This window comes from Neobacillus niacini (assembly GCF_030817595.1).
Taxonomy (GTDB): domain Bacteria; phylum Bacillota; class Bacilli; order Bacillales; family Cytobacillaceae; genus Neobacillus; species Neobacillus niacini_G.
Genome location: NZ_JAUSZN010000001.1, coordinates 3587586 through 3601838, shown reverse-complemented (window position 1 = coordinate 3601838; position 14253 = coordinate 3587586). Strand labels below are relative to the sequence as shown.

Below are 14253 nucleotides of genomic sequence, written 5' to 3'. Positions count from 1 at the left end.
GCTGACAAATTTCACATATTTACGGTGGGACGAGGGAGGAAGTAAGCTTGAACTAAATTAACCAAAAGGGGTGTAAGAACGAGTGAAGAAAACTGAACCTGTAAAAGCGTTTCATCTGCGTTTTGGATCACATGAACTTGTAGAACCATTCAAACAGTTTATTGAAAAGGTCTTGGCACCAAAGGGAATTAATCATTTAATTATCGAGTGTAATACGTCGTTCGTATTTGAGAAACATCCAGAGGTTACTGGAGGAACACTGACCAAACAAGACGCGCGAGAAATTGCTAGCGTTTGCAAACAACATGGGATTCGTGTTATTCCATTATTTCAATGCCTCGGTCACCAAGGCTGGGGAGGGGCACAGAATACACTTTTAAAAGCTTATCCTGAACTTGATGAAACTCCCCATGTCCCATTAGATGCAAAATGGCCTGAGTTTTTCTGCAGAAGCTGGTGCCCGTTACACCCTGAGGTAAATAAACTTGCTTTTGAATTACTTGGCGAGATCATTGATGCTTTTGAAGCGGACGCCTTTCATATCGGCATGGATGAGGTGTATGCGATTGCCGATGATCATTGTCCACGCTGTAAGGGGAAGGATCGGGCAGAGCTTTTTGCAAAGGCGGTCAATGACCTGCACGGCTATTTGGTTAAAGAACGTGGTGTTCAGCTATTTATGTGGGCGGATCGCTTCAATGACAGCGAGGCAACCGGTTATAACCAATGGGAAGGTGATACGTTCGGCACCCATCGAGCGCTTTCAGCTATTCCGACTGATATTGTGTTGATGGATTGGCATTACGATAAGCTAGATTCCTATCCCTCGATTGGTATTTTCTTAGAAAAGGGCTTCTCGGTGATTCCGTCATGCTGGTATAAAACAGAAGCAGCTCTTGATTTTCTTGAAGCGAGCGAGCAACAGGCAAGTCAAACAGCTAACCCGGAACGAATGCTTGGAATGGCTGTTACATCCTGGAATGGCTGGGATCAACAAAGCTTTGAAAAATTAATCAGTATGAATTCTACCCAAATTACTAGAGATGGTGAACTGGATGAGTTAGATGAGCTTTATCGTACGCTCGATCTCATTACTAGTAAACTATAAAAGTGGAGGTCCTTTAGCTTGAACTCTAAAGTGGTTATTTTTTATGATGAGACCTTCCCTTATGAGGGTCAAAGGCCAACGAAAGAATTACTGAAGAAATTACAAGAGCAAGCCGAGATCGTACAGGCTGATGAATTAACCAATGCTCTTGATCGTGAAATAGAATGCCTCATTCATTTACATGGTTCCTATTTTCCAAAAAGCGCATGGGGTTCCATTACTGCTTATTTAAAAGAGGGGAAAGGGTTTGTCGGGATAGGAGGAGCTCCTTTTAGAAAACCATGTAATCTAGTCAATGGCCAATGGGTCCCCGAGCGGGAGCAAACGGCATACCATGCGGAGCTTACTATCCATGAAGTATTAAAGGTTGATAGAAAACCGATTGAAAAATTGATTCATTCCAATGAATTTCCGATTTTTAAAGATTATGCGGAACTATTTACCGTTTTGGATACTGCTAATTTTATTCTACATCCAACGAAGTCCTCTTCGATTGAACACGAAATGGGATCATGCGGTCCGATGGATGCAAGAATATACCCGTTACTGAAGGGAATATCAGAGAGCGGGCGGGAGGTTGCCGCACCATCGGTATTAATCGAAAACTATAAGGGTAATTTTACCGGTGGAAGGTGGATTTTTATCAACCAGTCACTAACGAGTGAGTTTTGGAATGATAAGGGATGTCGCTTTTTACAGAAGTTAGCAGATTTTGTTGCAAGTGGTGTGACAGAGCTATGGCTGAAAACCAACTATGCTTCATATGAGTATCATGAGGTCCCTATGATTACTTTTCAGGCACAGTCCTTACGGAAAGAGCAAGAAAATTGGGGGCTAGAACTTACCCTTACAAAGGAAGGGAACATCCTTGAAAAACATTGCTTAAAGGCTGATATTACAAAAGAGCTTCATATCCAGAAAATCTATTTAGATAAGAAGGAATTTGAGCCTGGTTTTTATGAGCTTACCTGCCGGTTAACCAGTGATGTTGGAGAAGAACGGGTCCTTCTCCAAGGATTTTGGTTTAGGGATCAAGCGCTGCTTGAAGGCGGGCAGCCGCTTGTCTGCGGAAGAGACTACTTCTTGAAAAATAATCAGCCATTACCGGTTGTTGGCATGACATACATGACGTCAGATGTTGCCAGGTATTTTCTGTTTCTCCCTAATCCAAGTGTTTGGAATAAAGATTTTTCCGCGATGAAAGCAGCTGGAATCAATTATGTGAGGACAGGAATTTGGACGGCGTGGCGCAACATGATGTTTGTGGATGGCCATATGGACGAGAGTATACTAAGAGCCATCGACGCCTTTATACTTACTGCGAAGCAATATGACATCGAATTAACGTTTAACTTTTTCTCGTTTACACCGGAAGAATGGGAAGGGAAAAACCCATATCTTGATCCAAGAAGTGTCGAGGCGCAGAAACGGTTTATTACATCAATTGTTGCGAGACATCGGACCACGACGAATGTTCATTGGGACCTTATTAACGAACCATCGCTATTTGATCCGAAACAAACTTTTTCTGGTCCTAGGACGCTTCAAGACAGCTATGACGTAAGTGAATATCAAGAGTGGATCAAGAAAAGACATGGTGATATTGCCAAGCTTCAAGAGCGCTGGAATCTAACACCGAATGAGCTTCCATCCTTTGATCATGTAAGGCCGCCAACGATTCGAGAAATTAATACCCATATTCAGGATATGGCAGCCGGCAAACGGGGGTTGAAATGGTTAGATTACACGTTATATACGATGGATAAGCATAATGATTGGATTCACAAGCTTTCGGGTACGATTAGAAAATTAGCAGCCGATCAGTTAATCACCGTGGGACAGGATGAAGCATTAATGGGCCAGCGTCCTTCACCATTCTTTTATGGCGAAGCTGTTGACTATACCTCGAACCATACTTGGTGGGCGATGGACCATTTACTCTGGGATGGAATTTTTGCAAAGACCGTTGATAAACCAAATTTGATTCAAGAAACCGGAATCATGTATGTAGAAAAACCAAATAATCAGGCGAAACGGTCGGAGGAAGAGCTCCGCAATATTCTGGAAAGAAAGTATGCCTATTCCTTTGCATCTGGCGGTGCGGGTGCGGTTCAATGGCTTTGGAATACCAATTATTTTATGAACAATATTAATGAATCGAATATTGGAGCGCTCCGTGCCGACGGGACTGAAAAGCCGGAAGCCAATGTTTCTTATAATTTTGGCCGCTTTATCAAGGAAGTTGGGCATTTATTTGAAAACCGGAAGCTTGAAGATATTGTTGTCATTTTCCCCTATTCCAATGATTTTTCTAATCGCAGGCTTGCCTTTGATGCAACAACGAAATTAACGAGGATACTAGCCTATGAGCTTAACCAGCCATTCAGGGCGTTAAGTGAGTATGATTTATCGAGCTTAGCTTGTGAACCTCCAAAGGTGATCATGGTTCCAAGTCCACACAATTTTCAATCAGAGGCTTTAGCGGAACTACTAGACTTTGTGAAAACGCACGATGTTACGCTGCTTTTTACTGGACCTATAAGTCTTGATGAATACTGGAACGAAACCAATCGGATGAAAGAAATAGCGGGTCCGACCAAACTTGTCAATGTCCTGCGCGAAGAACTGCTGGTGGTTGATAACATGACCCTGCCTTTCTCATTTGGTGATAAGCGGATTGCGGAAGTGGCTAAGGAAATCCCCGAAACGGGAATTTTAGAAGTGAAGGAATATGACTATGGCAAGGGGAAAATTATTTGGTCCCCGCTTCCTGTTGAAATGAATGAACGGAATGAATCGATTAAATGTTTATATCAATATAGCTTAAATCGTGCTGGTGTTAAGGAACATTTAATCTGGCATGAAGGGGACTTTCCAGGTGTTTATGGCCGGAAACTAGAATTTGAGAATGGGAACCTGTTTATCTTTGTTTCTGAGTTTGGAGTTACTACGAATGTGAAGATTACCGACCCTGAAACAGACCAGACGTATGAATTTTTAATAGAACCCGAAAGAAGTGTTTTATTCGCTACTGCCAAGACGGGAGAAATTGTTGGTACGTATCGGGAAGATGAAATGAAGATTAAAAATATGCAAATTAAAGGAGCGTAGTAACATGAAAGTAGGAATTAGTTCTTATAGTCTTTTGAAGGATATTAATGCTGGGAAACTGGATATTTTAGGTGTTGTACAATGGGTAGCTGATAACGGTGGTGAGCACATTGAGCTTGTGCCTTATGGCTTTACGGTTGTTGATCAGCCAGAATTAGCCGATCAAATCAGGGAAAAAGCAAAAGCAGTTGGCATTGAACTGTCTGCCTATTCTCTGCCGGCTAATTTCATTCAGCCAACTGAGGAAGCGTTTGAAGCGGAAGTGGAGCGCCTTAAGCAGCATGTAGACATCGTAGATCGGATGGGAATCAAAATCATGCGCCATGATGTTACTGCGTTTCGTCTTGAACCAGAAGAAATGACGATCCATCATTTTGAAAAGCATTTTGATCAAATGGTGCGTGGCAGTCAATTGCTTGCAGACTATGCTGCCCAATTTGGCATCACGACTACGATTGAAAACCATGGATTCAATGTGCAATCAAGCGACCGGGTGCAGCGGGTGATCCATGCCGTAAACCGCGCAAATTTCAAAAGTTCAGTGGATGTTGGGAATTTCCTTTGTGCCGATGAAGATCCGCTTGTTGGCGTAAAGAAAAATATTAAATATGCAGCCACCGTCCATTTTAAAGACTTTTATATTCGTCCTTATTATGAGAATCCTGGCGGCGGGGAATGGTTCCGCACGGTTAATGGCAATTATTTGCGCGGCGCTATTGTTGGACATGGCGATTTAAATGTCCGTGAAATTATGAAGCTCGTCAAGGGATCTGGATATGATGGCTATCTAACCGTTGAATTTGAGGGAATGGAAGATTGTCAGGTTGGTACGAAGATTGGGATGGAAAATGTAAAAAGAATCTGGGATGAGGTGTAGATTTATGAAGTTGTCAAATAAAATCGGGATTATTGTGGACAGTTTAAGGCTTCCACTTCGTGAAGGTTTAAAGACAGCTAAAGAGCTGGGAGCTGACGGTGTCCAAATTTATGCTGTTGATGGTGAGATGGCTCCTGAAAATTTAACTTCTGCTGCGAGGAAGGATTTAAAAGATTACATCTCTTCATTAGGGTTAGAGATATCTGCTCTTTGCGGAGATCTCGGGGGACATGGATTTCAGGATCAGGAAATGAATCCGCAAAAAATTGAGAAATCAAAAAGAATCCTAGATTTGGCCGTTGAATTAGGAACGAATATTGTTACGACCCATATTGGGATTATCCCTGAAGATCCTGCCACTCATGTGTATGAGTCGATGCAAAAGGCGTGTGAAGAATTAGGGGTATATGCCAAAAGTTTAGATGCTTATTTTGCGATTGAAACTGGCCCGGAAACTTCCTTAAGGCTGAAGCCGTTCTTGGATACCCTTAGCACCAATGGTGTTTCTGTCAATTTTGACCCAGCGAATATGGTCATGGTAACGGGAGATGATCCAGTTGAAGGTGTTAAGCTGCTTAAGGATTATATCGTCCATACCCATGTGAAGGATGGGGTCAGATATAAATCGGTAGACCCACGTGATGTTTATGGGGCGCTGGGATATGGCGGCGGAGTGGATCATGAACAAATTGCCAAGATGGTAACCGAAGGGGAATATTTCCGTGAGCTGCCGTTAGGTGAAGGAAAGGTTGACTTCCCAAGCTATTTTGCAGCTCTAGAAGAGATTGGTTATCAAGGTTACTTAACCATTGAAAGAGAAGTAGGGACAAATCCTGTTCATGATATTCGTGAGGCCATTCGCTTTCTTCGAACATTTAAATAGGCTATTCTCAATGAAAATAATGCTCAATCAATCGTATTTACTTTCAAAAGCAACAACATTAGAGAAAAGAGCCTTTAAATAAAGAAGAAATATTTAACAAAAAGTAGCCAAGTTACTTTAGACTTGGTTATTTTTTTTGAAGAATAACAAATGAATCAAAGGATGTATATGAAGTTAAACTTCACGAAATTATCACACTTGGTTTTCAAAAATAATGATAGGAGCGAAAAAAATGACCGTTACGATCCCGCAATCTTTAATCAAGCTTATTAATCATGTAAAGGAATTTTTTCCTCATGATGAAAAACTGCAGCTCATGTTCGAAAAGTGCTTTGTTAATACGTACGAAACAACGATGAAAAAACAAGAAGATGGAAAAACATTCGTGGTTACCGGAGACATTCCAGCGATGTGGTTACGAGATTCCGCAGCACAAGTAAGACCTTATTTACTTGCAGCTGAAGAGGATAAAGAAATCGCTGATTTGCTGGAAGGGGTGATTCGCCAGCAATTTGCTTTTATCTTACACGATCCTTATGCCAACGCCTTTAATGAAACAGCAAATGGCAGAGGATATCAAACCGATCATACAAAAATGTCACCACATATTTGGGAACGGAAATACGAGATTGACTCCCTGTGCTATCCCGTTCAGTTAGCCTATTTATTCTGGAAATCGACAGGACGTACCACGCATCTGGATGAAACGTTCCAACATGTCATTGAAACGATTATCCAGGTTTGGCGGACAGAGCAGGATCATGAAAATCTTTCTTCCTACCGGTTTGAGCGTGCCGATTGCCGTCAGTCCGATACATTAATCCGCGATGGAAAAGGCGGTCGTGTTGTTCCAACTGGGATGACCTGGAGCGCTTTCCGTCCAAGTGATGATGCCTGTACCTATGGATACCTTGTTCCGGCTAATATGTTTGCGGTTGTTATTTTAGGATATGCAGCGGAAATGTGTAAGGAAGTTCTTCACCATGCTTCATTAAAAGAGGAATGCTTAAAGCTTCGTGACGAGATTCAAAAGGGGATTGAACAATATGCCAGGTTTGACCACCCGATTTACGGTGACATGTATGTGTATGAAACCGATGGTGAAGGGCGGATCAATTTAATGGATGATGCCAATGTACCGAGCCTCCTTGCGGCGCCATATTTAGGATATCTTCCATTTGATGATTCGACGTATTTAAATACTCGTTCTTTCCTTTTAAGCAGGGATAATCCTTACTATTACGAAGGGAAATATGCGAAGGGGATCGGCAGTCCGCATACCCCTGATCATTATATTTGGCATATTGCCCTGGCGATTCAAGGTATGACAACTACCGATGAAGCACAAAAGCAAAAGATAGTGTCGTATTTTAAAAATACAGACGGCGGCACAAATTTTATGCATGAAGGCTTTAATGCCGATTGCCCTGAAGAATTTACTAGGGATTGGTTTGCATGGTCCAACACGATGTTTAGCGAGTTTGTGTTAAGTCTTACAGGAAAAGCCGTTAAAGGAAGCCCGCTTTATGACAATTTAATGAAACATAAAGCAGATTAAAAATAGTGTAGCGATAAATACCGGGCAGTTTTTGCCCGGTATGTTATTCTAAAAAAAAAGCAGGTGATTCCAATTAAAAAAGTTGTATCTGCCTTTAATAAATTATTGGTTTATCAAAAAATGATAATCGTATTTTCAATTATGATAGTTTTTCTTTATTTAACTAACTTAATTCTACTGAATTATGGAAAAAGGAGTATTGAAGATCATTATTTGAACAATGTTGTATCAAAAGTTAGTTTCTATGGGGATTTATTGAGTGAACATATTTTATTTTTGAGAACACGCCAGTTACAACTTTTTTCAGATTCCGATGTGGAAAAACTGAAATTTTTGGGAGAATTGGTTAACGGGTACGAAGAGGTTGCCTTAAACAATAGCATAAAAGAAGAACTGTATATGATTAATAATTCTAGTGAATTGGTTGTGAATAATGGAATTTTCATTGAATCATACAACCATGCAATAACTGTTAATAATTTTCAGCAAGACAAAAGTAATGAATGGGATGAAATTAGTAAGAAAATAGATAAAAGTGCACCTAGACCGCTGTATCAAATCAATCATAAAATATTTTTAATTGCAATGGATAAGAGTGAGAATGTCATTTCCTATATTCAGTTATCAGAGGATAAATTAATAGAAAAAATTGTTCCCATTATTGATGGAAAAAAAGATGCGGGTGTATTTTTAGTTGATGATGAATCGAACTCTATTATTAAAGAGTATAAAACGGATCAATCTATCATGAACGGAATTCTCCGGAATGCGGCTGTTATTCAAAAGAGGAAAATGATTAATGTTGCTCATGAAGATCCCAGTTCTTTCGTTGCTAGGATTAACCATAATCAATACCTGGTTACTGAGTATAAAATAAAATTTTTAGGTATGACTTTATATACGTACATTAATAAGAAAGAATTGTCCGGAGTATTGTCTATATTGAGCTTGGGATTTTTGATGCTAACTTTATTCTCCTTTGTCATTGTTATTTTATTCTCATGGTCTGTAAATAGAATGTTGCACAAACCACTTCATAAACTTGTACAACTATTTAAAAACTATCAAGAAAATAGTAAAAACCAATTGAATGATATAGAGTATGATGCTGAATTTTCTTATCTATATAATAGTTTCCAAGAGATGACTTACCGATTAGATCAATCGATTAAAGAAAATTATCAACAAAAAATAGAAATTCAGAACTCAGAGTTAAAACAACTTCAGTCACAAATTAATCCTCACTTCTTATATAATGGTTTTTATAGTATTTATCGTTTGAGTAAGATGAAAGATCTTCATCAGGTAACTGTCCTATCCCAGAAGTTGGCCAGTTACTATCAGTTTATTACGAAAAACGGAAATGATTACATAGAGTTAGAAAATGAATATAAACATGCAATTGACTATTGCACCATTCAAGAGATCAGATTTTCAAACAGAATTCAATTTTTTGCACCCGAATTAGAAAGTGAAACAAAATATATTTTAGTTCCGCGTCTCATTTTACAGCCCATACTCGAAAATGCATTTGAACATGCTTTTGAGAACATTAATTTGGGTGTACTTAAGATTGAAGTAAACTATGTAGAAAATGAGTTAATGATTACAATAGAGGACAATGGTAATCAACTAACTGATAAAGAATTACATCACCTTCAACAGAGATTATCAAAACCTGATGAGGAAAACGAAAAAACAGGTATTTTTAATGTATGCTCTCGTTTGAAATTAAGATACGGGAATGAAAGTGGTTTATTTGCCAGCAGAAGCAGTTTGGGAGGCTTAAAGATTTTAATGAGAATAATAAACAAAGAAGGTTAAAAAATGTATCGACTGCTTATCTTAGATGATGAACCGATTATTGTGAATGGTTTAATGCAATTATTTTCTGAAATTAACGAAGAGTTAGATATTTATCCGGCATATTCCGTTAGTGAAGCCATTAGGATTGCAAAACAAATAAAGATTGATATCGTGATCACCGATATGAGAATGCCTGAAAAAAGCGGCTTACAATTCATTGATGAGTTACAATCTCTTTGGCCTCAATGCCGCATTATCTTTCTGTCAGGATACGATAATTTTGATTATGTTTATAATGCGATGAAAAGAAACATTGATAGTTATGTATTGAAAACTGAAGATGATGAAGTGTTAATTAATGCTGTTCGAAAATCAATAAGAAGAATACAAGAAGAAAGAATGTTCCATAATTTAATTGAATTAAGTGACAGTCAGTTAAAAGATGAAATAGAGTATCCCATACAACATTTTTGGAAGAAGGAATTGCCTATTTTAGAAAGTGCTATTTCTGAAGGTAACTATAGTAAATGCATGGAGATAATGAATGAATTATTTAAAGAATTATATGACTGTAATAAAACTACAAATATCGTAAGAACTGAGTTTCTTTATTCAATCTCGCTTCTTTTAATAGGATATTTTCGCAAACATAGTTTCTATCAATATATGTTAAGTAATTTTGAAAACTTTGTTCATCGAATAATGGATAGCTTCCCAGTTATGATTACCTCTAAAGAGGATGTAATATTTCTTTTAACAAGGATATGTGATTATCAATTGATCTTAAGGAAGGAAAAGAATCATAATTTAATTTTTAGTGTAAATGAATATATTAAAGAAAACATATCAGGAGATTTATCCCTAACATCTATAGCAAAATCTGTATACTTAAATCCCTCCTATCTATCAAGATTTTATAAAGAGCAGACAGGAATTAATATCTCTGATTTTATCAATCAGTTAAAGCTAGACAAAGCAAAATATTATTTAGGTGAAACTGAAATTTATATCCAAACCATTGCAAGTAAGCTAGGTTTTAATTCCCCCTCTTATTTCACACTATTTTTCAAAAAAAATGTTAATATATCTCCTCAAGATTATAGGGAACAATCGAGGAAAAAGTAAACAAAATATAAGCAAGTAAATACCGTATTATTGTAAGCGTTTACCACCCGGATTTATAATATTAATAGATAGAATTTTTCAAAAAATGAAAATAAGGGTGGAGATAAAAGTGAAGAATAAGTTTTCTCTCGTTTTCTTAGTGCTCTTAATGGTTATCGGAACCACATTGGCTGCCTGCAGCAAAGAAACTAGTTCCGAAGATCATAAAAAAGAGCCTGTTTCTGGGGATAAAGATCCGTTAGGGAAATACAAGAGCCCTATCACAGTTACTGAGGTACTTGGGTATGGAAAACCTGAAGATTCTAAAACCAAGAAGGGTGTTACACCGCAAACAAACGGATATGTTAAAAAACTAAAAGAAATGCTTAATATCGATGTAAAATATGACTGGACAGTAGCGAACGAACAGTTCGAACAGAAATTTTCCCTAGCCGTTGCATCTGGTGATTTACCCGATATTATGGCGATTGACATGACACAATTCGAGAAGTTCAAGAAACAGGGGATTTTAAGTGACTTAACAGATTCATACAATGATTATGCCTCTGATGAGATTAAGAGTTTTATGGAATTTGACGGAGGAAAAACCTTAGATCTATTCAAGCAGGATGGGAAAATTTTAGGGATACCAAGCTTTGAGGATCCGTATATGTCCACGCAGTTTCTTTGGATAAGGAAAGATTGGTTAAATAAATTAAATTTAAGCGTCCCGGAGAGTCTGGAAGATTTACAAAAGGTGGCACAAGCGTTTGTCGATAAAGATCCAGATGGAAATGGGAAAAAGGATACTTATGGGGTTGCATTCAATAAGGAATTAATTTCATGGGGATTCGATACAAGAGGACTCTTCTATACGATGGGGGCATATCCCGATGCTTGGGTCAAAGGGAAAGATGGTAAATTAGTTCCTGGTGAAACCCAACCTGAGACTAAAGAAACCTTACAATTAATGAATTCTTGGTATAAATCAGGAATAATAGATAAAGAATTTGCATTAAAAGATACTGACAAGGTTGTAGAGGATATCGTTGCCGGTAAGGTTGGGATTTCATTTGGTGAATGGTGGTATCCAAATTGGCCTCTTAATATAACAAAAGAACAAAATCCAAACACGGATTGGGTTCCAGTTGAACTTCCAACATATAAAGGTGAACAAACAAAATCTCTTATCCCTTCATTAAGACTAGGTCAGGTAATAGTTGTGAGGAAAGGATTTGAACATCCTGAAGCCGCTATCAAGATGATTAATTTCTATCAGGAGTTGCAGAAACCAAAATATAGTGAAGAAATTAAAGCGGAAAATGGATATGTATATAATTGGTATCAACCACGAATTTATAAGCCGGATGATTTTAAACAAGCATATCAGGAAGTTAATCAGGCTTTAGATAATAAGGCTGAAAAAATTGACTCTACTCATCCAACATCCATAAACCTGTTTGAAGTGGCAAATAATTATCTCGACGGTGACCAATCAAAATGGGGAATGTATTTTAGTCGAGTCTCAAAAGATGGTGGTTGGGGAACTGTCGAGAGAATTCGCGAAAAGGGAAATGTAGTTGTTAATGAATTTTCCGGCAGTCCAACTGAAACGATGATTTCAAAAGGTGGTTCCTTGGCAAAAATGAGGGACGAAACCTATATCAAAATGATTATGGGGTCTGAGCCGGTAGAAAAGTTTGATGAATTTGTAAAGAGTTGGAATGCATTAGGCGGTAAAAAAATTACTGATGAAGTTAATGAATGGTACAAAGAACATAACTAAAGAGAATATAATTTCAAATTGAATAAAGGGGGATTCTTTCCCCTTTATTCAATTTATAAAGAGAAAGCGGGTGAAACAATGGAAAAAAAACTATCTGATCATAAACAAACTATTAACATTTTGCAAAGAATGAAGGCAAACAGCTCATTGGAAAGAAAACTTTCATTTAAAGAACAATTTATTAAAGAAATACCAATGCATATAATGCTCATTCCTGCAGTTATTTTAACGTTAATTTATTCTTATGGCCCTATGGTTGGAATCGTAATGGCATTTCAGGATTTTCAGCCTTATTTAGGTTTTTCGAAGTCATCATGGGTAGGATTGGATAATTTTAAGTATATATTTAATCTGCCTGATTTTGGACAAATCCTTTATAATACTTTTCTCATATCCGTCTGGAAGGTGATATTGGGTCTTATTGTACCTCTGGTGTTAGCATTATTATTGAACGAGGTAAGAAAGGTATTATTTTCCCGAGTTATTCAGACTAGTGTTTTTCTTCCCTATTTTTTATCATGGGCTGTTTTGGGGGGAGTAATATTTGAGTTATTTTCCTTAAATGGTCCAATAAATTCAATACTTGGGTTCTTCCATATTGATCCAATTATGTTCATGGGAAGTAATGGGTGGTTTAGATCTATTATCATTGGTTCTGATGTATGGAAAGGGATGGGCTATAATATGATTATTTTCTTGGCAGCCATTGTAGGAATTAATCCAAGCTTGTATGAAGCAGCTGAAGTAGATGGCGCTAATAGATGGAAGCAAACGATTCATATAACTCTTCCCGGGATGTTGCCAATGATCATTTTATTAACGACATTAAGTATTGGTGGAATATTAAATGCCGGTTTTGACCAAATACTCATATTATATAATCCAACGGTTTATCAAGGTGCGGATGTAATCGATACATTTGTCTACAGACTTGGATTATTTGATCAACAGTATTCGGCAGCAGCGGCAATTGGACTTTTTAAATCAGTAATATCTCTAGGTTTGGTTGGATTGTCATATTATTTAGCTTATAAATTTACAGATTATCGAATTTTTTGATTATAGAATTGGGGTGATTTTGTGTTTTATAAGAAGACTCGCGGACAGAAAATATTTGATGTTACAAATATGTGTTTTTTAATCTTTGTTACATTGTTAGGCGTCCTTCCTTTTGTTCATTTATTAGCAGTTTCGTTAAGTTCGAATAGTGCAGCAGTTGCTGGGGAGGTTTTTTTTCTCCCGGTAGATTTTACAACTGCCTCTTATCAATTTTTGGCTGAAAATTCCGACTTTTTTATTTCGCTATGGATTACAGTTAAAAGAGTTGTACTAGGGACAATCATTAATCTGTTCTTGGTGATCATCACTGCATATCCCTTATCACGAAAAAATAAGGAGTTTCGCTTCAGGACTATCTATGTATGGTTTTTCGCGATTACCATGTTTTTTGGCGGGGGATTAATACCTACATATATGGTAGTTAAAGAAACAGGATTACTTGATACAATTTGGGCATTGATCCTGCCTGGAGCACTGAATGTTTTTTATATGGTCATGTTATTAAACTTCTTTCGAAACATTCCCAAAGATTTAGATGAAGCCGCTATTATCGATGGGGCAGGTCACTGGACGTTGTTATTTAAGATTTATTTGCCTATCTCTTTGCCCGCTATTGCAACAATATTATTATTTATAGTTGTTGGTCACTGGAATTCCTGGTTTGATGGTATCTTATATATGAATTCGCCGGAAAATTATCCTTTGCAATCCTATCTATCTACATTAATTACATCCATTAATGTACAAGCGATATCTGTCGAGGATTTAAGCAAACTTCAAGAAATGGGGTCAAAAACGTTAAGGACCGCACAGATTTTCATGGGAATATTGCCGGTACTGCTTGTTTATCCATTTTTACAAAAGTATTTCATTAAAGGTATTACGATTGGCAGTGTAAAAGAATAAACCTTTTCAATGATAATAAGATTGTAAGTAAACAAAAATGCTGTGATGAGGTGTA

10 protein-coding genes are annotated in these 14253 nt (G+C 37.5%); all 10 read left to right on the top strand.

Annotated elements, in window-relative coordinates; genetic code table 11:
- Nucleotides 1-82 precede the first annotated feature (82 nt).
- Complete coding sequence (locus tag QFZ31_RS17165) at nt 83-1108, top strand: family 20 glycosylhydrolase (protein WP_307304922.1); 1026 nt, start codon at nt 83-85, stop codon at nt 1106-1108.
- Nucleotides 1109-1126: 18 nt separating this feature from the next.
- Nucleotides 1127-4219, top strand: coding sequence for a beta-galactosidase (locus QFZ31_RS17160; RefSeq protein ID WP_307304919.1), 3093 nt, complete (start codon nt 1127-1129; stop codon nt 4217-4219).
- A 4-nt stretch (nt 4220-4223) separates the two neighbouring features.
- On the top strand, nt 4224-5096 hold the full coding sequence (locus QFZ31_RS17155) for a sugar phosphate isomerase/epimerase family protein (protein WP_307304916.1): 873 nt from the start codon (nt 4224-4226) through the stop codon (nt 5094-5096).
- Between the two features lie 4 nt (nt 5097-5100).
- Nucleotides 5101-5979 (top strand): sugar phosphate isomerase/epimerase family protein, encoded by an 879-nt coding sequence (locus QFZ31_RS17150; RefSeq protein ID WP_307304913.1) that lies wholly within the window; start codon nt 5101-5103, stop codon nt 5977-5979.
- A 232-nt stretch (nt 5980-6211) separates the two neighbouring features.
- Nucleotides 6212-7537 (top strand): glycoside hydrolase family 125 protein, encoded by a 1326-nt coding sequence (locus QFZ31_RS17145; protein ID WP_307304910.1) that lies wholly within the window; start codon nt 6212-6214, stop codon nt 7535-7537.
- Between the two features lie 213 nt (nt 7538-7750).
- Complete coding sequence (locus QFZ31_RS17140) at nt 7751-9361, top strand: sensor histidine kinase (RefSeq protein ID WP_307304907.1); 1611 nt, start codon at nt 7751-7753, stop codon at nt 9359-9361.
- Nucleotides 9362-9364: 3 nt separating this feature from the next.
- Entirely contained in the window at nt 9365-10468 is a 1104-nt protein-coding gene (locus QFZ31_RS17135) for a response regulator (RefSeq protein WP_307304904.1), read from the top strand.
- Between the two features lie 109 nt (nt 10469-10577).
- Nucleotides 10578-12233, top strand: a complete 1656-nt coding sequence (locus tag QFZ31_RS17130; protein ID WP_307304902.1) for an extracellular solute-binding protein — start codon at nt 10578-10580, stop codon at nt 12231-12233.
- 129 nt (nt 12234-12362) lie between these two features.
- A complete protein-coding gene (locus QFZ31_RS17125; protein ID WP_307311622.1) occupies nt 12363-13292 on the top strand; it encodes an ABC transporter permease in 930 nt (309 codons plus the stop codon).
- Between the two features lie 21 nt (nt 13293-13313).
- The gene (locus tag QFZ31_RS17120; RefSeq protein WP_307304900.1) at nt 13314-14198 is read left to right on the top strand and encodes a carbohydrate ABC transporter permease; all 885 of its coding nucleotides are present in this window, start codon (nt 13314-13316) and stop codon (nt 14196-14198) included.
- The last annotated feature ends 55 nt before the right edge of the window (nt 14199-14253 follow it).